Annotated in this window: 20 protein-coding genes; 8 read left to right on the plus strand and 12 right to left on the minus strand. The window is 61.3% G+C overall.

Annotated features, from left to right (window positions below; all coding sequences use genetic code 11):
- Positions 1–39: 39 nt before the first annotated feature.
- Positions 40–1,485, minus strand: coding sequence for a protoporphyrinogen oxidase (gene hemG, locus CJEIK_RS05600; RefSeq protein ID WP_005295013.1), 1,446 nt, complete (start codon positions 1,483–1,485; stop codon positions 40–42).
- A complete protein-coding gene (hemE, locus tag CJEIK_RS05605; RefSeq protein ID WP_034964949.1) occupies positions 1,482–2,639 on the minus strand; it encodes a uroporphyrinogen decarboxylase in 1,158 nt (385 codons plus the stop codon). Before hemE ends, hemG begins: the two co-directional genes overlap by 4 nt.
- 63 nt (positions 2,640–2,702) lie before the next feature.
- On the opposite strand from hemE, the gene CJEIK_RS05610 reads away from it, so the two are divergent.
- A complete protein-coding gene (locus CJEIK_RS05610) occupies positions 2,703–3,326 on the plus strand; it encodes a DUF3000 domain-containing protein (RefSeq protein WP_005295018.1) in 624 nt (207 codons plus the stop codon).
- Positions 3,327–3,413: 87 nt separating this feature from the next.
- Positions 3,414–4,685, plus strand: a complete 1,272-nt coding sequence (locus tag CJEIK_RS05615; RefSeq protein WP_005295021.1) for a ribonuclease D — start codon at positions 3,414–3,416, stop codon at positions 4,683–4,685.
- Here the strand turns inward: CJEIK_RS05615 and dxs are convergent.
- From dxs to dut, 5 genes are all read right to left on the minus strand, one after another.
- On the minus strand, positions 4,682–6,574 hold the full coding sequence (gene dxs, locus CJEIK_RS05620; RefSeq protein ID WP_005295023.1) for a 1-deoxy-D-xylulose-5-phosphate synthase: 1,893 nt from the start codon (positions 6,572–6,574) through the stop codon (positions 4,682–4,684). The genes CJEIK_RS05615 and dxs overlap by 4 nt on opposite strands.
- A 98-nt stretch (positions 6,575–6,672) precedes the next feature.
- Positions 6,673–8,127, minus strand: coding sequence for a class I SAM-dependent RNA methyltransferase (locus CJEIK_RS05625; RefSeq protein WP_232501643.1), 1,455 nt, complete (start codon positions 8,125–8,127; stop codon positions 6,673–6,675).
- On the minus strand, positions 8,027–8,791 hold the full coding sequence (locus CJEIK_RS05630; protein ID WP_005295028.1) for a DUF3159 domain-containing protein: 765 nt from the start codon (positions 8,789–8,791) through the stop codon (positions 8,027–8,029). Before CJEIK_RS05630 ends, CJEIK_RS05625 begins: the two co-directional genes overlap by 101 nt.
- Positions 8,791–9,492 (minus strand): DUF3710 domain-containing protein, encoded by a 702-nt coding sequence (locus tag CJEIK_RS05635; protein WP_005295030.1) that lies wholly within the window; start codon positions 9,490–9,492, stop codon positions 8,791–8,793. Before CJEIK_RS05635 ends, CJEIK_RS05630 begins: the two co-directional genes overlap by 1 nt.
- Before the next feature lie 61 nt (positions 9,493–9,553).
- Positions 9,554–10,021, minus strand: a complete 468-nt coding sequence (gene dut / locus CJEIK_RS05640) for a dUTP diphosphatase (RefSeq protein WP_034965068.1) — start codon at positions 10,019–10,021, stop codon at positions 9,554–9,556.
- A gap of 107 nt (positions 10,022–10,128) precedes the next feature.
- Here dut and CJEIK_RS05645 point away from each other — a divergent pair, with 107 nt between their 5' ends.
- Positions 10,129–10,614: a DUF3093 domain-containing protein gene (locus tag CJEIK_RS05645; protein WP_005295033.1), complete on the plus strand. Its 486-nt coding sequence runs from the start codon at positions 10,129–10,131 to the stop codon at positions 10,612–10,614.
- Between the two features lie 10 nt (positions 10,615–10,624).
- Here the strand turns inward: CJEIK_RS05645 and CJEIK_RS05650 are convergent, their stop codons facing one another.
- Entirely contained in the window at positions 10,625–10,924 is a 300-nt protein-coding gene (locus CJEIK_RS05650) for a DUF4193 domain-containing protein (protein WP_005295036.1), read from the minus strand.
- Positions 10,925–11,103: 179 nt separating this feature from the next.
- Positions 11,104–12,180, minus strand: coding sequence for an inositol monophosphatase family protein (locus CJEIK_RS05655; RefSeq protein WP_005295037.1), 1,077 nt, complete (start codon positions 12,178–12,180; stop codon positions 11,104–11,106).
- A gap of 72 nt (positions 12,181–12,252) precedes the next feature.
- On the opposite strand from CJEIK_RS05655, the gene ppgK reads away from it, so the two are divergent.
- Positions 12,253–13,032: a polyphosphate--glucose phosphotransferase gene (ppgK, locus tag CJEIK_RS05660; RefSeq protein WP_005295038.1), complete on the plus strand. Its 780-nt coding sequence runs from the start codon at positions 12,253–12,255 to the stop codon at positions 13,030–13,032.
- A gap of 245 nt (positions 13,033–13,277) precedes the next feature.
- Complete coding sequence (locus CJEIK_RS05665; protein ID WP_005295039.1) at positions 13,278–14,936, plus strand: RNA polymerase sigma factor; 1,659 nt, start codon at positions 13,278–13,280, stop codon at positions 14,934–14,936.
- A gap of 18 nt (positions 14,937–14,954) precedes the next feature.
- Here CJEIK_RS05665 and CJEIK_RS05670 read toward each other — a convergent pair whose 3' ends face one another.
- The 3 genes from CJEIK_RS05670 to CJEIK_RS05680 all read right to left on the minus strand — a co-directional run bounded on the left by CJEIK_RS05670 (position 14,955) and on the right by CJEIK_RS05680 (position 17,401).
- Positions 14,955–15,329, minus strand: coding sequence for a DUF308 domain-containing protein (locus tag CJEIK_RS05670; protein WP_005295040.1), 375 nt, complete (start codon positions 15,327–15,329; stop codon positions 14,955–14,957).
- Positions 15,330–15,443: 114 nt separating this feature from the next.
- Positions 15,444–17,162: a DEAD/DEAH box helicase gene (locus CJEIK_RS05675; RefSeq protein ID WP_005295043.1), complete on the minus strand. Its 1,719-nt coding sequence runs from the start codon at positions 17,160–17,162 to the stop codon at positions 15,444–15,446.
- Complete coding sequence (locus CJEIK_RS05680) at positions 17,159–17,401, minus strand: DUF3039 domain-containing protein (protein ID WP_005295046.1); 243 nt, start codon at positions 17,399–17,401, stop codon at positions 17,159–17,161. Before CJEIK_RS05680 ends, CJEIK_RS05675 begins: the two co-directional genes overlap by 4 nt.
- Positions 17,402–17,520: 119 nt before the next feature.
- Between CJEIK_RS05680 and CJEIK_RS05685 the strand changes: the two genes are divergently transcribed.
- The 3 genes from CJEIK_RS05685 to dtd all read left to right on the plus strand — a co-directional run bounded on the left by CJEIK_RS05685 (position 17,521) and on the right by dtd (position 20,188).
- On the plus strand, positions 17,521–17,919 hold the full coding sequence (locus CJEIK_RS05685) for a DUF3099 domain-containing protein (protein WP_248623857.1): 399 nt from the start codon (positions 17,521–17,523) through the stop codon (positions 17,917–17,919).
- Between the two features lie 47 nt (positions 17,920–17,966).
- Positions 17,967–19,646: a DUF7782 domain-containing protein gene (locus tag CJEIK_RS05690; protein ID WP_077536313.1), complete on the plus strand. Its 1,680-nt coding sequence runs from the start codon at positions 17,967–17,969 to the stop codon at positions 19,644–19,646.
- Positions 19,647–19,717: 71 nt separating this feature from the next.
- Entirely contained in the window at positions 19,718–20,188 is a 471-nt protein-coding gene (gene dtd, locus CJEIK_RS05695) for a D-aminoacyl-tRNA deacylase (RefSeq protein ID WP_005295058.1), read from the plus strand.
- Positions 20,189–20,231 lie beyond the last annotated feature (43 nt).

The following is a 20,231-nucleotide window of genomic DNA, read 5'->3' on the forward strand; positions in this document are numbered from 1 at the left end:
CGCGAGATCACCCTCCTGAGGAGCAATGCGTGGGGAGGGTCACGCCATCTCGCGGATAATCTCCCGTGCGGCCTCCACGCCCGACGCGGCGGTTGCGGGAACGCCCACACCGTTGAGCATCGAACCGGCCAATGCTAGTCCGCGGATTTCCAACACCTCGTTGTATGCCTGAGACATTGCATCCATGTAGCCCACGCCATAGCGCGGCAGGCCACCCCACCAGCGCTGCACGAAATACTCCTCCGGGGTCTTCCGCTCGCCGGTGATGCGCTCGAGGTCCTCGACAGCAAAGCTCAGCAGGGCACGATTATCTACATCCAGGTGCCACGGGTTGCCAAAGCTGCCGAAGCTAGCCCGCACAAAGGCTCCCCCGCGTTCGGCCAGGTGCGGCCACTTACGAGAAGAGAATGTGAAGGCCTTCGCCTCCGTGGGGGCGTCACTACCCAAGAGAACACCCGAACGCTCGGGGATGCCATGGGCGGAAGCCATTCGCATGCCGACAACTACGCTGCTGGCAAGATCAATGTCCCCCAATACATCCGCGGCGGTGGGAGCCATGTACTGCAGGATGGCCGAGGCAGTGGGTGCCGGGGTGGCGACGATGACGGCATCAAACTCACCGATAGGATCGATGTAGTAGCCGCCCCGGGTGCGACCGATGGACTCCACTGCGGTGTTGCGCAGCAGTTCCGGATCTGCGTGGCGGACCAGTGCATCTACCAGGCTGGCGTACCCTCCGCGCAGGCTGCGGAAGACGGGCTTCGGCTTCTCCTCCTCCTTCGGTGTGGACCGCTGAGACAGAAGGTGCTCGACAGCATCCACCAGGAAGAACGGCTGGCCCTCCGCGCCGCGGCGGTCCAGCTCTGCCGCCAGTTGCGGAAGCGTGGCGCGCACGCCCAGATCAAAAGCGTTGCAGGAATACACGCCTCCCAGCAGTGGCGATACCAAACGGTCGACCACGATACGCCCCAGTCGTGCTTCCACCAGCTGCCCGACAGAAGTGTCCTGGCCCGGCGTCCACGTCATCGGCTGCCCGTTGCGCTCTGCGTCGATCCGCGCCGCACCGTCTTGCCCCACGACCTCGACAACGTCCGAACCACGGGAAGGAATACCCATCAACGTGCGCCGCGGTATATCGACCAGCGCGCCGTCCACATAGAAGCCGCTTGGAAGGCCAGAGGGCACACACAATTGGTCCCCCAGCCCAACGGACTCAACCAGTTCAGTGAAGTCCTGGCGGAAACCCATGTATGCCTCCGCTCCCATATCCACCGGACCGTTGGCATAATTCACCGTCTTTAGCTTTCCGCCCAGCCGGTCATAGGCCTCAGTCAGCAAGATGCGGGCGCCCGGCCCCAACTGGCGACGCAGCTCCCACGCCGCAGCCAGACCGGCAATACCACCGCCGATAATGGCGACACGCAGACCTTCCAGCCCGGTGGTATCTAGCTTCTCGAAATGGCAAGAAAACTGGTTAGCCTTCATCGCTTGTGGACCTCCTCGAAGGCGCGGGTGATGGCATCGGGATCAGTGTTCGGCAAAACCCCGTGACCAAGGTTGAAGATGTGTCCGCGGGCCTGGCCACGCTCGATGGCACGGTCGGCCTCGGCACAGATGCGGGCGATCTGAGTCTCTACAACCTCCGGGCCAGCGAACAGCACAGCCGGATCCAGATTGCCCTGCAGTGCCTTGGCGCGAGCGGTCGGCTCCGCCGCTGGGTCGGCCTCTTGCAGTGCAGCGGATACGCGCGTGGCGGCGGAATCCAGCGGTACTCGCCAGTCCACACCCACCACGTCGGGGCCTGCCAGAGCCATGTCACCCAGCAGTTCGCCGGTGCCAACGCCGAAGTGGATCATCGGAATCCCGTAAGCGCGCATCGCATCAAAAATCTGGGTCGAGTACGGGCGGACGAACTCACGGTAGTCCCGCGCTGTCAGGTAGCCGGCCCAGGAGTCAAATAGCTGGAGGGCATCCACGCCAGCTTCCACCTGAACCTGCAGAAAGCGGATAATTGTGGGCGTCAATCGGCGCATAAGGGCGTGCCACACATCGGGCTGGGAGTACATCAGAGCCTTCGTAACCTCATGGTTCTTAGAGGGGCCACCCTCGACGAGGTAAGAGGCAAGCGTAAAGGGGGCGCCGGCGAAACCGATAAGTACCTGGTCGTCACGCAGTCCCTGTAGCACACCGCCGATACCTTCGACGATGCTGTCGAGCTGACTGCTCTCTACGATCGGCAGGGCAGCTGCCTCCTCTGCCGTGCGCACCGGATGCTCCACAACAGGGCCGCGGCCGGCAACGATATCCAAGTCCACGCCTGCCGCCTTTAGCGGTACCACGATGTCGGAGAACAGAATCGCAGCGTCAGCGTCGTGCCGGCGAACCGGCTGCAAGGTAATCTCCGCAAGCAGCTCCGGATTAAAGCACGATTCCAACATGCCGTAATCCTTACGGATCTCGCGGTACTCCGGCAGGGAGCGGCCGGCCTGGCGCATCATCCACACCGGGCGGCGACTTGGGGTTTCTCCGCGCGCTGCGGCGAGGAACGGCGCGTCCTTGTGTGCGCGACGCCGCGCCTCGGCGGCAGCAGTATCAGCTTGGATGGGGCAATCAATAGGCTCACTGGTCATAGTTGCCATTATGCCAGCGCCCTCGGCGCGCCTCACAAACACGACAAACCTTAAAGGCTAGGTTTAGACCTTGTGAGCCAAGAGACTGAGATCCCAGAGTACTTCCACGAAGCGGTGCGCTCCATGTCGGAAGCACAGGTGCGTCGCGGCATCAGCATCGGAAACATCCGACCGCCCCGTAACCTCGCACCCCTCAGCCACGCCATCGGCCTCGAGGTGCTACCCGCCGACGAGGACAGCGACGACACCACCGGTACTCCCGCCGGCGATGCCTTCGGTCGCCTGATTCTGCTGCACGACCCACAGGGGGAAGAGCAATGGAAAGGCAAGCGCATGCGTATGGTCGCCTATATCCAGGCGGACATGGACGCTGCCGTGGCCTCCGACCCGCTGCTACCGGATGTGGCCTGGGATTGGCTCAAGGAGCAGCTGGACTCTCCCAACTGTGAATACACCGACCTCGGTGGCACGGTCACTTCTACGGCTTCCGTCCGCTACGGAGAGATCGGTGGACCGCCGCGCGCCTTCCAGCTGGAGATGCGCGCCTCCTGGACCGCCACAGGTTCCGACCTCACCGGCCACGTCCAAGCTTTCGCGGAAGTGCTGGCTAACGTCGCCGGCCTGCCGCCCGAGGGTGTGACCAGCCTTGCCTTCGGCTCCCGCCCAGCGGGCACCGCAGTGGCAAACGACTCCTAATAAAACGACTCCTAGCAAAACGACTACTAGCACAGGCGGGAGGCTGACGAAGCGAGGCAAGCGGCGACCTGACGTATCGTTATAGCCGTGAGTTTTATCTCTGTTCCCGCCGCCGGCACGCCGTTGCTACGGGATACCCCGCAGCAAATCGATGCAGTATCCCGCGTACTCGCCGCAGGCACCGGCCCTATCGCCATAGATACGGAGCGCGCCTCTGCCTACCGCTATGACGATCGCGCATTCCTCATTCAGCTGCGACGCCACGGCTCCGGTACATTCCTGATAGATCCCGAAGCCGAACCCCAAGCCACCCGCCGCATGGCCGAGGTCGTGAACGAAGCCGAATGGGTGCTCCACGCGGCGCACACCGACCTGCCCTGCCTGATGGCCCTAGGTTGGCGCCCGCAAGTACTGCATGACACGCAGATTGCCGGACAGCTCCTAGGTGCCGAACGCATCGGGCTATCCGGCATGCTAGATGCCTACTTCGATATTCAGGTCCCCAAAGATAAAGGCAACGCGGATTGGTCGCGCAGACCATTGACCCAAGCGATGCTGAACTACGCCGCCTTAGATGTCGAATGGCTCCTCGAACTATTGGACTGTTGTCTAGAAGAGCTCGCCAAAACCGGCCGCACAGAATGGTATATCCAGGAGTGTCAACACGTGCTTGCCTCTGCCTCTCCCCTGTCCGCAAACGACTGGACAGACTTGAAGGGGTTAAGCTCCCTGCGCCGCGCTCTGCCTCGCCGGATCGCCCACGACCTCTGGGAATCCCGCGACGCGATGGCCCGCCGTGGCGACATCTCCCCGGAGTCCATCTTGCGCAGCCGCGACCTGGTGGACATCGCTGGCCGCGCCGAACGAGACCGCGTCGGCGCGCTACAGCAGTTGAACTCCTGCCTGCACCGCTCGCGGGCGCGCATGAAACCTCGGGCTCGCAGGCACATGGCCGAGCAACTTTCGGACGCCCTCATGTCCGATACCCAAGATATTGAGACCCAACAGTTCCACCCGCCGCACGCTCCCTCGAAGGGCATCCCGGACTACAGGACCTGGCCTGACGAATACCCCGTTGCGGCGGCGTATTCCGACGCAATTCTCACCGCAGCCGATAACGCAGCGAACATTCTGCAAATCCGCTTGGACACAATCGTGACCAGGCGGAATCTACGCCAAGCCGCCTGGTCCTGTTGGCTGGCCAAAGACACTAACGCTCTGGATATAGCCGAGGACCCGATCGCAGAATGGGAGCAGCTACTAGGTGAAACGTGGACTGATTTGGGGCTACGCCCCTGGCAGGTAGAGCTGCTGCTCAATGCAGTAGCTCCCGCCGTAGTGGAGGTTTCCGCGACCTAGAGTTTTTCCGCGTACCCCACGACGGTCCTGGCGACGGTCTCCGCGTCCAAGCCCAAATCCTCCAGCACCTCGCCACGCGAGCCATGGGCGAGGAATTCCTGCGGAACGCCCAGGTTGCGGACAGGCACGTCGATGCCCGCCTGAGACAGATCGTAGTGCAGGCGGCTACCCGCTCCACCGTGTACGCCGTTGTCCTCGATCGTGACGATCAAATCAAAGCCACGGGCGAACTGCAGCAAGCTATCCGCAGTGGGAACCACCCAGTGGGGATCCACGACGGTGGCGGAGAAGTTGGCGTCACAAAGAGCTTGCGCAGCGCCTAGTGCTTGCTTCGAGAGCGCACCGAAGGAGACGATGAGGACGCGCCCCTCGCTCTTGTCGCCGCTCTGCTCGAACAAGACGTCATAGTCGTCCTCCTCACGCACTGCAGGGATGCCAGCAGGTGCATCGCCCTTCGGGAAGCGCACGACGGTCGGTGCATCGTCGATGGCAACCGCCCGGTCGAGGGCCAGCTCCAGGGTGTGGGCGTCGCGTGGAGCGGCCACGTGAATACCGGGAACAATGCCGGTGATCGACAGATCCCACATGCCGTTGTGGCTCGCTCCGTCAGAGCCGGTAATGCCCGCACGGTCGAGGACGAGGGTGACGCCGAGCTTCAGCAGGGCGACGTCCATCAAAAGCTGGTCGAATGCGCGGTTGAGGAACGTCGAGTAAACAGCCACTACCGGGTGCAAACCGCCGAGAGCCAGACCGGCGGCGGAAGTCACCGCATGCTGCTCGGCGATGCCGACATCGTAGGTGCGGCTGGGATGCACCTTCGCAAAGTCTGCCAAGCCAGTCGGGCCGGCCATCGCGGCTGTAATGGCGACGATGTCCTCGCGATTGTTGGCAATGTCAATCAGGTGATTGGAGAACACCTTGGTCCAGCTGATCGCGCCTTCGGTCTTCTTAGCCATGGACTCACCGGTGATCGGGTCGATCACACCGGTGGAGTGCATCTGGTCGGCTTCGTCTTGCTCGGCGGGGTCGAACCCTTTGCCCTTCTGGGTGACGGTGTGGACGATCACGGGTCCGCCGTAGTCCTTGGCGTAGCGCAGGGCGTTCTCGACCTGCTTGAGGTCGTGGCCATCGACGGGGCCGATGTACTTCAGCCCCAGCTCCGGGAACATCTCATGTGGAATGACGGTGTGCTTCACACCCTCCTTCAGACCGTGAATCACTTGGAAGGCACGGTCTCCCACCCAACCCATCCGGCCCAGAGCGTTTTTACCTGTATCCATCACCCGGTCGTACATCGGCTGCAGGCGCAGCGCAGCCAGGTTCTCGGCGAGACCACCGATAGTGGGCGAATAGGAGCGGCCGTTATCGTTGACAACCACCACCAGGCTCCGATTCTTCGCGGCGGCGATGTTGTTCAGCGCCTCCCACGTCATACCACCGGTAAGTGCGCCATCGCCGACCAGTGCGACAACGTGGCGGTGAACCTGGCCCGTCAGTTCAAAGGCCTTGGCCAGCCCATCTGCGTAGGATAGCGAGGCCGAAGCGTGGGAGGACTCGGTCCAGTCGTGAGGAGACTCCGCTCGATCCGGGTAGCCGGAGAGCCCGTCCTTTTGCCGCAGCGTGTCGAACAAATCCCTGCGCCCCGTCAAGATCTTGTGGACGTAGGACTGGTGGCCAGTGTCGAAAATCAACGGGTCGGAAGGCGAATCGAATACCCGGTGCATGGCGATAGTCAGCTCGACAACGCCCAGGTTTGGCCCCAGGTGGCCACCGGTTGCGGAGACCTTCTGGATAAGAAACTCGCGGATCTCTGCGGCCAGCTGTTCTAGCTGGTCTGCGTCCAGCCCCTTAAGGTCAGCGGGCGAAGACACCTTGTCGAGAATTCCCATGTGAAACTACTCTTCTCCGTCCTCATGACTAGCGCCGAATGTTTTGTCCATCCATTCTAACTGCGCTCAATTGTTTTGAAAGAATTCCCTACCGAGTCTCAAGAACCCGCGCGACCGCCGCGGTTCGGAACTAGATATGCCAGCAGCTCTACGTGGTGGTTCAAACCGAAGGCATCCACCACACAGAGTTCCTTAATCGCGTAGCCATTATCGATCCAGGCGGCAAGGTCGCGGGCGGCGGTTGCCGGGTCGCAACCCACGTGCACGACGTGCCGCGGGCGAGCTTTGGCGATGTCCGCGACAGTCTGCGTGCCCGCGCCAGTGCGCGGCGGATCCAGCACCACAGCGTGTAGGGAGCCACCGCGTGGCAGCTGGGGAACCTGGCCCGCCACATCGCCATCGACGAACTCGACATTGTCGATACCAGCAGCCGCCATGGCTTTCACACCCGACTTGCTGGCGCTTCCGGCTACATCCACACATACCACGCGTTCGGCCTTGCGGGACAACACCGCGCTAAAAACCCCGGCGCCGCCATACAGATCCCACGCGACCGACTGCTTATGGTTTACCCCTTGGGTCTTCTCTCCCTGTGCTACCGGAGGGATATGGCGGGCGATCCAAGAAGCGTAGAACTCCGGAGCGGCGCGGTGCGCCTGCCAGAAGTCCTGCACCTGACTATGCCACTGCACGTCGAACTCCCGGTCGAGGCCGGCCCCGAAATGTACGGTACGGGAAACTGTGGGAATCTCGCCTGCACTGCCATTTGAACCGGCACCTGATGGGGCGAATGCCGTAACGCGCAGGTTCGAGGGCTGTCCTTGCAGCTGCACCATCCTGCGCGTGCCGTCATCTGACACGGCAACGGCGATCTCGGAGTTAGGTACCAGCTTGCCCACGGTCCGCAGCTGCTCGATCTCTTCCGCTAGCCCCTCTTGCAGGCTCTTACTCCACTGCGCACACGGGCTATCCACCGGCACTACCCGGTGGGAACCGCGTACGCGCTGGCCGACATTGCCCTCTCCATCCACAGCGAGTCGCACGCGCGTGCGCGAGCCAATGAAGGGCTCGAGGCTCTCGGTGCTCACGGTGATCTTCTGCAGGGTTTCGGCATCCATTTTGCCCACCCGAACCAATTGGTCCAGCACCACCTGCTTCTTATAATCCAGAGCCCCGACGGCATCCACAAAATCCAGGTCGCAGCACCCCGCCCCGGCTTGCGCTGCTGGGCATACCGGAGCCACACGGTGCGCACTCGGCTGCCCGATGGCTATAGCCTCGCCATTGCGGAACCCCTTTTTAGACTTCGAGTTTCGCGCTGGATCCAGCACCACCGTCACGTCCTTCTCGCCCGGCAGCCCACCGCGCACGAACACGATTTGTCCATCCAACCGACCGATCACGGTTCCGCCATTCGCGGGCCCCGCCAGGTCGATCACTACTTCTTCGCTCTTATTGACGCCCATCGGTGCCCACCTCGTCGTTGTTTCCTTCTGCACTGCCAGCTTCGAGCACTTCTGGGCCTTCTGGATCTCCCGGGGCTTGGGTGTCATTTGGCTCCTGCGCGTCCTCCTCGGACTTGTCCAAGTGGCGTCCCTCTGCGTGGTTTGCTGCCTTCACAGCCCATACGGTGACTGCCACCGCCACCAGCGTCAAGGGCCATCCCATTGCAATGCGGGTGTAGCCCAGAGCGTCGGTCTTATCCGCAGCGTAGAGCCACTGCTGAACGGCAAAGCGGGCAAAGAAAACCATTGCCCACGCGAGGGTGGCGATGTTGAAAGCCCGCACTGCCCGACGGCTAGTGCGCCAGCGGTGATCGTCGCCGTTGATTCCGCGCCACACGGCGCCGACCAGTGGCCAACGCACAAAGATCGAAATGATGGACGCGATACCCGCCGCAAGCGAGTACCAGATCCCATAGGCGAAGTAGCCCTTCGCATCCCCCATGATCCACGCAATGGCAGCACACAGAGCGACCGCGAGGAAGCCGGAGATCGCCGGCTGCAGATTCTCCTTGCGTCCCAAGCGCCACACCAAGATCAACACCGCCACCGCTAGTGCGGAAATCAGTGCGGGGCCCAGACCCCATTGGCTGTTTACCGGTACCAGCACCAATACCGGAAGTGTGGAAGAAACCAGCCCAGACAGGCCGCCCATCTGCTCCAGCAGGGTCTCCTTGGATTCAGCGTCAGTGCTGTTCGCCGCGGTGTCTGCCATTAATCCAGATCCTCGCCCGGTTCCCGAGTGACTACCTCGGAACCGGCATTTTGGCGGTGCGCCAACTGCTTCAGCTGTTCCTGCACCTCATCCGCCATCGCCTGCGGCATCTGCACCGGCAACGGTTGGCCGGCCGGAAGTGGGTCGCTACCGCGGCGTATAAAGGTACGCGCGATGATCTCCCTGCCGATTTTGGCTAGCTCGTCTGCCTTGGACTTCTCGCCCGCCAAAGTCGCCCGGAACATCCAGCGCGGGCCGTTCACGCCGATCAAGCGCATTTGCCCCTCACCTGCTACCGCGCAGATCTCCTGCCCCCATGGGCCATCCTCCACGTGTACGTCCAGGCCGTCCTTAGTCATGCCTGCAACCGTCTCGTCAACGGACTCGCCCCAAAGGTCACCGTTGCGCGGTGCAGCGAACGCAACCGGGGTGATGCGTCCGCCGTCGATCTCCAGATGGATCATCTGCGGGCCTTCCGGTCCCATTTCCACACTGACCCTGCCGCCGTGCGGCACCGGAATGATCATGGAGCCCAGGTCCAACGCACCACTGGCGAAATCCGAAAAGTCGAAGTCCTGGAAGTTCACCGTGTCTCCGTCGAACGGTCCAAAGTCGTTCTGAGGTCGTTCCTGCTGAGGTGGAGTGACTTCTTCTACCTTTTCTACCGTTTTCTTGTCGCCTTTATTCTTACGACCAAACATCCCAAAACTCCGCTTTCTTTTGGTTAATGAAGTTAATTCAAATGCTGCGAGTGCTGTGGGTCTACACCCCGGTGGAGCCGTAACCGGACTCGCCTCGCACAGTCACGCCCAATTCCTCCACGCTATTCACTTCTTCTACGTCACACAGGCTGACTTCCTGCACAAGCAGCTGTGCAATCCGCTCACCACGTGCTAATTCAATGGGTTGCTCAGGATCCAGGTTGATCAAGCAAACCTTGATCTCCCCGCGGTAGTCCGCATCGATCGTCCCCGGGGCGTTGACGATGGAAAGCCCCTTCTTCAGTGCAAGCCCACTACGCGGGTGCACCAGCCCCACGGTTCCCACTGGCAAAGCGATGGCAATGCCTGTACCTACCAGTTCCCTGCACCCAGGGGCGATAGTCACGTCCTGGGCCGTGTACAGGTCGATGCCAGCGTCCGTCGGGTGGGCACGGCGCGGCAAGGGCAGCTCCTTGTCCAGGCGAACGATACGCAGCGGGGCGTCATTTCCATTTTGTTTAAGCGTCACGGTCACCAAGACTACAAGTACCCAACCGAAGTTACGATGTCCGCTCCCCCACGGGCTAGAATTGCTAGACGGCACTCAAAGCGAACAGATCTACAGGAGTTATTGAAGTGGCATCGGACACTCGGCAGGAAAAGCTGCTGTACTCGGAGCATCAGCGCGTACCCCTAGTGTGGTGGCTGTTCGCCGCGGGCGTGGTGGCCATCATTTCGTGGCAGGCGCAAATGGGCCGTCCGATGTGGGCTTTTTACGTTGGCCTGGTTGTTTCCGGTGCACTGGCCGTCTGGGCGCTGATCTATTTCTCCCGCACGAAGGTGGAGGTCACGGAGGATAACTCCGGCGAGCGTTGGCTGTACGTCGGCCCAGCTAAGTTACCCGCCAGCGTGGTCAGCCGCAGCCTAGTGATTCCCCCTACCGCCAAGCGCGCTGCCATGGGCCGCCAGCTGGATCCGGCCGCCTATGTCGTTCACAAGAACTGGATTCCGACGATGGCGATGCTCGTCCTCGACGATCCGGACGACCCAACCCCTTATTGGCTGATTTCCACCAAGGAGCCGCAAGAGGTTCTGGAAAAACTCGGTCGCCCGATCTACTAAAGCGGACAGCTTAGGCACAGTCCTTGCAGATGTACTCGCCGTCGGCGACGGTCTCCGCGATACAGCTGCGGTGCTGGACCAGGAAACAAACGCTGCAGGTAAATTCATCACTCTGGCGCGGGATCACTGAACCCGACAGCTCTTCACCGGAAAGATCCGCCATCGGCACGTCGAACGGCTCGACGATCTCTCCGTCATCCGTATCGGAAACAGAAGGCTCGGCCTTCTCTGCAGCCTTCAGCCCCTCCAGAGAGTCGGTCTCGATGTCATCTTCGGAACGTCGGCGGGGTGCGTCGTAGTCAGTGGCCATGTGGGGTCCTTACTTACGTCGGTTGTGTCGTTGTAATGGCAGGCAAAACAACCAGCGGAACTGGCTAAAAAATGCCTCAATTCGTCTCACTGTTCGCGGATCGTAGAGCACATGCCCGCCACTTGTCACCTTCACGCGCGCACTAGGGTCCGATTGGGGTAGGAAGCTTCCCCCCGCTGCTAGTCCACCAGGAGCTCAGCCAGCTCCCTAGCCACCCCCGGTCTAACTGCCAGTACAAGCGCCTTGGCTTCCTTCGTCACGTCGTAATCGGGGGCTACGCTGATGGCTCCGGCCCGCGCTGCAATCAGGCACCCGGCGGCGTGATCCCACGGCCCCAAACCATGTTCGAAATAGGCATCTACTTCCCCGCTGGCTACGCGGCACAAATCCAACGCCGCCGAACCAATCCTTCGAATGTCTCGAACCTTCGGCAACAATCGGGTCAACAGCTCCGCTTGGCGGCGGCGATCCTTCGCCAGATATGAAAACCCCGTCGCAATGAGAGCCTTGCCAAGCGCCTTGTCAGATTCATTGCCGGGTGCTTTACCGGCCTCTGTCTCCTCTTCCGCCGGTTCCACACGCAGGAGATCGGCTCCGGCACCATCGGACTTCAAACGGCGCGCCGGCCCGCCTGCGTGTGCCACATAGGCTTCCCGAGCTGTCACGTCGACCACCACACCCGCTACCGGCTGCCCATCTACCACTGCGGCGATACTCACGGCATAGGCCGGAATTCCGTACAGGAAGTTCACCGTGCCATCAATCGGGTCGACAATCCATAAGACCTCCCCCGGAGCACTGTGTTCACTGCTCAATCCGCCTTCCTCGCCAAGCACTCGAGAGCCCGGCACTCGCTGTAACAGCTGCTCCACAATGAGTTTCTCGCTGGCCTGGTCCACCTCCGTCACCGGATCCACCTCGGAGGTTTTCGTCCCCACCACGCCTACGTGCCCGTGCTCGTCGGCCAGTTCGCCACGGCGGCGTCGTATTAGGGCGGCCGCCCCAAGCGCTACCTCTAGGGCTATTTCCTCTAGAACGGCAGGGCTAGAGCTTTCTATTGTTGGGGACGCCCCATCCTCCCTCTCCGTCGACGCTTCGTCGAACACCCGCAGTAGCGCCTGCTCGGACCGTGCTCTCTGGAGAATCTTTGATACCTCACGCGCCTGCGTGGTCAATTCTGCTGAACCCTTGGTTTCCATGGCTTCCACCTTGCCATTCTTCAGGCCAATCTTCTGGCTACCCTGCGCACCTATCATCGACTCCCTTCTCCCCGCCAATAACAGCTAAGCCTGGCGTCGAGCGCAGCTCGATATCTTCAAGGTAGGGTTATGAGCATGACTGAGGACAAGGCAGAACAGAACCTGAGTTTCGGCGTAGACATCGGTGGATCCGGTGTGAAAGGCGCCGTTGTAGACCTCAACACCGGCGAGCTGGTCACCGAGCGTTTTAAGATCCTCACCCCGAAGCCCTCCACCCCCGACGCAGTGGCGGACGTCGTGCGCAAGCTGATGGACATGGCCGAATGGGATGGCCCGGTGGGTGTAACGGTGCCCGCCGTAGTCAAGGACCAGAAGGCTCGCTCCGCGGCGAACATCGACAAGTCGTGGATCGATACCGATATGCAGGAGCTGTTCAAGCGCCACCTCGGCGAGCGGGAGATCGCTGTTCTTAATGACGCTGACGCAGCCGGACTGGCCGAGGTCAAGTACGGCGAGGAAAGCGCGAAGGAGGGCGCGGTGCTGATGCTCACTTTCGGAACCGGCATCGGCTCGGCCATGCTGTGTGATGGAAACCTATTCCCCAACTCCGAGCTGGGCCATCTGCCCCACGATAAGAATGGTGACGTCGAATGGTATGCCAGCTCCGCGGCGAAGGATCGCGAGGAGTTGTCCTATAAGAAGTGGGCCGCGCGCGTGGACGAGGTTCTGCACGCCTACAGCGCTCTGTTCAGCCCGAAGACGTTTATCGTCGGCGGCGGTATTTCTCGCAAGGCCGACAAGTGGGTTCCGCTGCTGACTGTCGAAGAGGAAGTTATCCCGGCGAAGCTGCGCAATCAGGCGGGCATTATCGGCGCTGCAATGGCCGTACAAGATGGCATCAAGCCCTAGTACAAGCTCTAGCGTCCGCTAGTGTCCGATAGAAGGTGGCCGCTTCATACTCGGGATGGTTTCAACGCCATGCTAATTTTTGAGTTATAATGGGCGGTCGATTAGCACAGCAGGGGTTTCGACGAACCTCCTAGACCAACGGTTGTGGGTAAACCGCAACCCGGTGCGCCCTAATTCCCCCAAGGAATGTGGCCCGATAAGGCGGCCATCCTAGTGCACCATGTAATACGAGTGAAAGGGCTTCCGTGGCAGCAAACGACTCGACCACCAGCAGCGAAGACAGCACCGAGGGTGTTGTACGCAAGGTTGCAAAGAAGACGGCAGCGAAGAAGACTGCCCGAAAGGTGGCGAAGAAGTCGACGGTTGCCAAGAAGACCACCGTCCGAAGCACTGCAGCGAAGGCTGCTGAAACTGCTGCCGAGCCGGAAGAGCAGGCGTCCACCCCTGTGAAGAAGGCGGCGAAGAAGACCGCAAAGAAGGCAGCCAAGAAGACCGCGCGCAAGGCGGCGAAGAAGACTGCCAAAAAGGCAGCTAAGAAAACTGCGAAGAAGACCACACGCAAGGTCGCCAAGAAGACGGCAAAGAAGACCACTGCGAAGCGTGGCACCAAGGCAGCAAAGGCAGCCGAGGACGTCCTCGAGGAGGACGCAGCTGCAACCAGCACCGATGCACTATCGGCTAAGCAGGATGCGCCGGATAATCCGACTGAGCGCGACGAGTTCGACGATGATGCGGACGCTCCGGATGACCTCGATGCACTCGAGGATATGGACGAGGATGACGATCTCGATGGTTTGGATGACCTCGATGACCTCGAAGACGATGACGACGACATTGAAGACGATGACCTCGAGGACGATGAGGACGAGGACGACGACGCAGAGGACGAGGACGAGGAGACCGATAAAAACGACGGCAGCTTTGTCTGGGACGAAGATGAATCCGCTGCACTGCGCCAGGCGCGTAAGGATGCAGAGCTCACCGCATCCGCAGACTCCGTACGCGCCTATCTAAAGCAGATCGGTAAGGTCGCCCTGCTGAATGCTGAGCAGGAGGTCTCGCTGGCCAAGCGCATCGAGGCCGGCTTGTACGCCGCTTATCGCCTGCAGGAGATCAAGGAATCTGGCGAGAAGCTCTCCCCGATGCACCGCCGCGACCTCCGCGAAATTGACCGCGACGGGCGCCGTGCGAAGAACCACCTGTTGGAGGCCAACCTCCGCCTCGTTGTGTCGCTAGCCAAGCGCTACACCGGTCGCGGCATGGCGTTCCTGGATCTGATCCAGGAAGGTAACCTCGGCCTGATCCGCGCAGTCGAAAAGTTCGACTATGTGAAGGGCTACAAGTTCTCCACCTACGCCACCTGGTGGATCCGCCAGGCTATCACCCGCGCCATGGCGGACCAGGCCCGCACCATCCGCATCCCGGTGCACATGGTCGAGGTCATCAACAAGCTGGGCCGCATTCAGCGCGAGCTGCTGCAGGATCTGGGCCGCGAGCCCACTCCGGAGGAGCTGGCGCGCGAGATGGACATCACCGTGGACAAGGTGCTGGAGATCCAGCAGTACGCCCGCGAGCCGATTTCTTTGGATCAGACCATCGGCGACGAGGGCGACTCCCAGCTGGGCGACTTCATCGAGGACTCGGAGGCCGTCGTGGCCGTCGACGCGGTCTCGTTCACCCTGCTGCAGGATCAGCTGCAGGATGTGCTGCACACCCTGTCCGAGCGAGAGGCCGGTGTGGTGAAGCTGCGCTTCGGCCTCACCGACGGAATGCCGCGCACTTTAGACGAGATCGGCCAGGTGTACGGGGTTACCCGCGAGCGCATTCGCCAGATCGAGTCGAAGACGATGTCCAAGCTGCGCCACCCGTCGCGCTCTCAGGTGCTGCGCGACTACCTCGACTAGCCCAGAATCAGTTCCGGCCTAGTTCTGGTTGTTCTTCACACAGTCGGAGAACTCCGTGCCACGTAGGTCTTCGCAACCTTCCATGCTCTTCATAGCCACCTGGGTGAAGAAGATTGCAATGGCCATCGCCAATACGCCCAGCACCAGGCCGATAATCGCGTAGCTACGCTGCGTCCCCCTACGGTTCGCTATCACCACCGTTGCAATTCCAACCAGGATCGCCACCGCGGCCACCACGATGCCGATAAGGGGGAACATCGCCGCCGGGATGGACAGGATGCCGACGATCAAGGCGGCCAGACTCAGCCCGCTGACCTTACGCGGCGCGATTTTCTGGAGTTCGTCCTCCTGAGCGTTGGACTTATCCAGATCGATGTAATCTTCTCGAGCCACCGTGCCGTTTCCTTCCCTTTGGTGTCGCTTGCTAAAAACGGATCCGACGATACGCCGCCGTTGCTTGACGCGGTGTATCTTACCCCACTTCTCCGGCGTCCCCGGTATCCGTTTTCACCAATCTCTTAGGTAAGCAATGCGGTCGCGCAGCTGCTGTGCGGTGCACAGTGCTGTGGACGGCCCACCGCAGTTTCTCCGTGCATCGTTGTGAATCTGCCCGTGCGGCTTACCGGTACGAGCGGACTTCATAGATACCAGCGCATTCAATTCCTTGCGCAAAGCCGGGAGTTCCTCGCTAGCCACGCGCTTATTGCGCAAGTCCGCTCCGCTGCCTTCGGGAGCCGGCTTCTGCTGTTCTTGTTTCCGACGCTGCTCCTCTTCCTTCGCCCGCGCGTCTAACTGCTCGGCTTGGCGCTGGCGCAGCAGCGTACGCATCTGTTCGGCGTCCAAAAGACCGGGGAGACCGAGATATGCCTGCTCCTCCTCCGATCCGCTTAAGGTCGCCGTGCCGTAGGTCGACCCATCGTAAATAAGACTGTCGAGCTCAGCTTCGGCGCCGACGGACTCGTAGCCCTTGTCCTCTTCGGCTTCGTTCTGCTCTTTGTTAGCCTGCTGCAGGAGTTCATCGTCCCACCCCTCGTTTGGGCGGTGGGGCTTGCCGAGCACGTGGTTGCGCTGCTGTTCCATCTTGGAGGCAAGCTCGAGGAGGACGGATACGCTGGGCAGGAAAATTGACGCCGACTCCCTCGGTCGCCTAGATCGCACGAAACGGCCAATCGCCTGCGCGAAGAACAGGGGCGTGGAAGAGGATGTGGCGTACACGCCCACGGCCAGGCGGGGCACATCCACGCCCTCGGAAACCATACGCACGGCCACCATCCACTCGTCGGTGCTGGCGGAAAACTCCTTAATGCGTTCGGAAGCGCCCGCCTCGTCAGAGAGAACCACCGTCACTGGAGTGCTGCTGATCCGCTCCAAGATGCGCGCGTAGGCACGCGCCGTCGTCTTGTCGGTGGCAATCACCAACCCTCCCGCGTCGGGAATACTCTCGCGCAGTTGCTGAAGGCGCGTCTGCGCTGCGTTGAGCACGGCCGGAATCCAATCGCCCTTCGGGTCCAGGGCGGTGCGCCATGCCCGCGCAGTCTGCTCTGCGTTCAACGGCTCGCCCAGGCGTGCCTCGAACTCCTCGCCGGCGGAGTTGCGCCAGCGAGCCTGGCCGGAATACGCCAAGAAAACGACAGGGCGGACTACACCGTCCTTCAAAGCATCCGCGTAGCCATAGGTGTAGTCAGCCGAGGAAACGAGAGCGCCATCGGCCCCTTCCACAGCTTCATAGCGAACGAAGGGGATCTGGGAATCGTCGGACCGGAAGGGCGTGCCCGTCAGCGCTAGGCGACGTTCCACGTGCTGGTAGGCCATGCGCACGCCGTCGCCCCAACTCTTTGCATCGCCGGCGTGGTGGATCTCGTCCAGGATCACCAATGCCTTCTTAGCGGTGGCTACCTGGTAGTGCTTCGTGGGCTTCATGCCCACCTGGGCGTAGGTCACACACACGCCGTCGTAGGCGTTGTTGAACGGCGAGGAGTTCGTGAACTCTGCGTCGAGAGCGATCCCCCGCTCCGCGGCGGATTGCGCCCACTGCACCTTCAGGTGTTCGGTGGGCACCACAATGACCAATCGATCCACCGCGCGAGTATCCAGGAGCAACCGCGCGATCGTTAGGGCGAAAGTCGTTTTACCCGCGCCCGGGGTCGCCACGGCCAGAAAGTCCTTCGGGCTTGCCTCGACGTACTTGTTCAGAGCCTCCTGCTGCCATAGGCGGAGGTGCTTCACTTCTTGCGCAGCCCCTTGTAGATCTGCTCACAATCCGGGCAGACAGGCGACCCCGGTTTGGCCTGCTTGCGCACCGGGAAGGTCTCGCCGCACAGAGCCACGACCAGCTTGCCCATCACGGCAGATTCGACGATTTGATCCTTCTTCACGTAGTGGAAGAACTTCGGAACATCGTCATCCGTCGTCGTATCCGTGTTGACTTCGGGGCGCTCAATCGTTGTCGTACTTGGGTTACTCACAGTTCACCATCATGCCCCTGAATCTGCTTGTTTTCCAGCTGCGTACTAGCGTTAGTCATATGGCTGATGCACGAAAAAGGAAAACGGGAGGTGAGTCCCGGGCTAAGCGAGCATCAAAGGTGGAAATTATCACTGATGCCAGAAGTTCGCGTTTGCAGGGCTGGCACCACCGCCGCAAGCTTTACGCCGTGCTGCAGCTTCTGCGCATCCCCATCCTTGCCCTTGCTGCGCTGGTGATGCTGCTCACCCACAATGCGGCCCTTGCGGTGTGCGTGGCCGCGGTGAGCCTGCCTCTACCCTGGATCGCCGTGCTACTGGCCAACGAGTCTGGCCAGGTGGACGAGACCACCAACAAGGTCTACAAACCCGCTCTCGTGCGTGAGCAGCGCCGGGCACAGCGCGCCGCCCTTGCCGGAGAGACTGCCCGCCCCATGTTGGAATCGGTGTCTTCCCATCCGAAGATTATCGAGCACAACCCCGATCAGCCCTCTTCGCAGCACGGAACAGGCAACAAATAGCCGACTAGCCCACTTAGCCCACTTAGCCCAATTAGCAAGGAAAAAGAATGCCCGACCTTCCTCTATGCAAACCCGGAACCGCCACTGAGCAGCTGGTCCGCGCTCTTGTAGCTCAGGGCTACGGTTCCAAGTTGATCTTGGACGTGCTTGGCGTTCAGGGCGTGGCCGCCGCCCAGGCGGGTTCGCCCGCTGCCGCTGCGTGGCACCTATCGCGGCGCGAGTCTGCGGCCGCTCAGTTAGTCGCTGCTGTTTATTTACGACGCCCCCAGCCCGCGTCTTTCTTCCGGAATCTCGTCGGGACCGAAGCCACATCTGGCTTGGTGGCAGAACATGCACTGATCCCCGTGGCACAACAACCCGAGCACGGCGGAGGCGACGGTACAGAGTTGCTGCGCCTTAACCTGGATATCCGACCTGCCCATCACCCGGCCCACGGTGAGGCGGAGGTGTTGGTGCTGTCGGATCCAGATGCCTCCCTAGAGGAACGCGTCCCCGGCCCGGGCCACGTTCCGGGTGTGGGCAATGCTCCCTTGTCCCTGCTCAACGCTATTCCCCAGCTACCTGCTAATGCCCGGGTGCTGGACCTCGGCACTGGCTCCGGCGTACTCGCATTGGTGCTGGCCGCAAACGCCGAGGTCGAGCCACCAAAAATTTTTGGCAGCGACATCCACGCCCGCGCCCTCAATTACGCCCGTGTGGCAGCCGCGGCACAGGGTTTGGATTCACCACTGGTGAACTGGGTGCAGGGGTCTTGGTTCGAGCCTTTTAGCGCTGAATCCGCTGATACTGAATCTACTGAAGCTCAGCGCTTCGACGTTATCGTCGCCAACCCTCCCTTCGTCATCGGGCCTTCCGTGGACCTAGAAGCAGAAGAAGGGCACGTATACCGTGACTCCGGATTGCCGCTCGATGCGGCTAGCCAACTGGTTGTCGAACAGTCCGTCCAGCATCTGGCGCCGGGAGGTCACGCGCACCTTCTGATCGGCTGGGCTCTCGGCGAAGAAGACACCGGTGCAGCCAGCTCCGCCGCCGAACGGATTCTCGGCTGGCTACCCGACGAGGGCGCCCGTGCCTGGGTTCTGCAGCGCGACGAGGTGGACATTGCCACGTACGTCAACACCTGGCTGCGCGATGAAAGCATCGATCCTCGGAGCGACGCAGGCCAGCAACGCACCACGGAATGGCTGGACTTCTTCGCCCGCCACCAGATCACCCGCATTGGCCTGGGCTGGATCCACATTGAAAAATTCGAGGGCACCAGCGAGCTGACCGTCGAGTCTCTCGATCATGCACTACCAGCCGGGGCTTATCTCGGCAAAGAGGCTGCCCAATGGTTCGCCCGCTGTCAATGGATCGACCAGCTGGAGGTGCCCGGGCGTTCCGCTGCCACAGCGGTGGCGGAAGGCCGTTACCGGCTGGGACGTGGCGTCATTTTAGAGAAAACGGCAAGCGCCACCAACCAGGGGTTCGGCGAGGAGAGTACGAGGCTGACCCGTACTGACGGCCCGGGATGGACGCACGAGATCGATCACGAGCTGGCGACGATCCTGGCCGGCCTCAGTTGGGAGGGGCTGAGCCTGGGCGACGTCGCGGAGTTCTACCACGCGGTACACGGCGAGAAGTTGGGAATCAGCGCCGAGGAGCTAATTGACCAGCTCGTGCCGATCGCGATCGACCTGGTGCGGCACGGGATGATCGTTCCGGAAGACTTGCGAGAGCTGTACTAAAGCTCCAGAACTAGAGCCCCAGAAAACCCTATTGTTAGAAATCCCGAGATTTTGAGGAAGGCGGATCGGCAATGAAAGCGGTTGTGAGCACTGTCAGTAGTGCGGAGGTAACCGTAGACGGTGAGGTCGTCGGGTCAGTACAAGGCCCTGCATTATTGGCGCTCGTCGGCATTGGCACAGGTGACATAGAAGACGCGAGTGTGACGGACGCGGCTGTGGAGAAGATGGCTCGGAAGCTCGCCGAATTGCGTCTGCTACCGGCAGTCGGCGAGCCATGGGATAGCCCGCGCAATCATTCAGTCGAGGAGGTCGGCGGACAAGTCCTGTTGGTCAGCCAGTTCACGCTCATGGGGGAAACGAAGAAAGGGCGGAGGCCCTCCTGGGCGAATGCGGCGCCGGGTGAGGCTGCACAACCCGTCTTCGACCGTATCGGCGAGCTACTGCGACAGCGCGGAATAGTTGTAGAAACAGGCCGATTCGGTGCGATGATGAAAGTCTCCAGTGTGAACGAGGGACCATTCACCGTACTGATAGAGACCTAGGTATACCTGCCGTCTTTTGAATAGTTCCAGGTCAAATGCTTGC

The sequence above is a fragment of the Corynebacterium jeikeium genome (genome assembly GCF_028609885.1).
GTDB classification, from domain to species: domain Bacteria; phylum Actinomycetota; class Actinomycetes; order Mycobacteriales; family Mycobacteriaceae; genus Corynebacterium; species Corynebacterium jeikeium.

Bases quoted from the DNA above. Each gene is read 5' to 3' on its own strand.
- hemG (WP_005295013.1), bottom strand. From the start codon at position 1,485: ATGAAGGCTAACCAGTTTTCTTGCCATTTCGAGAAGCTAGATACCACC.
- hemE (WP_034964949.1), bottom strand. From the start codon at position 2,639: ATGGCAACTATGACCAGTGAGCCTATTGATTGCCCCATCCAAGCTGAT.
- dxs (WP_005295023.1), bottom strand. From the start codon at position 6,574: ATGGGAATTCTCGACAAGGTGTCTTCGCCCGCTGACCTTAAGGGGCTG.
- CJEIK_RS05625 (WP_232501643.1), bottom strand. From the start codon at position 8,127: ATGACACCCAAGCCCCGGGAGATCCAGAAGGCCCAGAAGTGCTCGAAG.
- CJEIK_RS05630 (WP_005295028.1), bottom strand. From the start codon at position 8,791: ATGGCAGACACCGCGGCGAACAGCACTGACGCTGAATCCAAGGAGACC.
- CJEIK_RS05635 (WP_005295030.1), bottom strand. From the start codon at position 9,492: ATGTTTGGTCGTAAGAATAAAGGCGACAAGAAAACGGTAGAAAAGGTA.
- CJEIK_RS05650 (WP_005295036.1), bottom strand. From the start codon at position 10,924: ATGGCCACTGACTACGACGCACCCCGCCGACGTTCCGAAGATGACATC.
- CJEIK_RS05655 (WP_005295037.1), bottom strand. From the start codon at position 12,180: ATGATAGGTGCGCAGGGTAGCCAGAAGATTGGCCTGAAGAATGGCAAG.
- ppgK (WP_005295038.1), top strand. From the start codon at position 12,253: ATGAGCATGACTGAGGACAAGGCAGAACAGAACCTGAGTTTCGGCGTA.
- CJEIK_RS05690 (WP_077536313.1), top strand. From the start codon at position 17,967: ATGCCCGACCTTCCTCTATGCAAACCCGGAACCGCCACTGAGCAGCTG.
- dtd (WP_005295058.1), top strand. From the start codon at position 19,718: ATGAAAGCGGTTGTGAGCACTGTCAGTAGTGCGGAGGTAACCGTAGAC.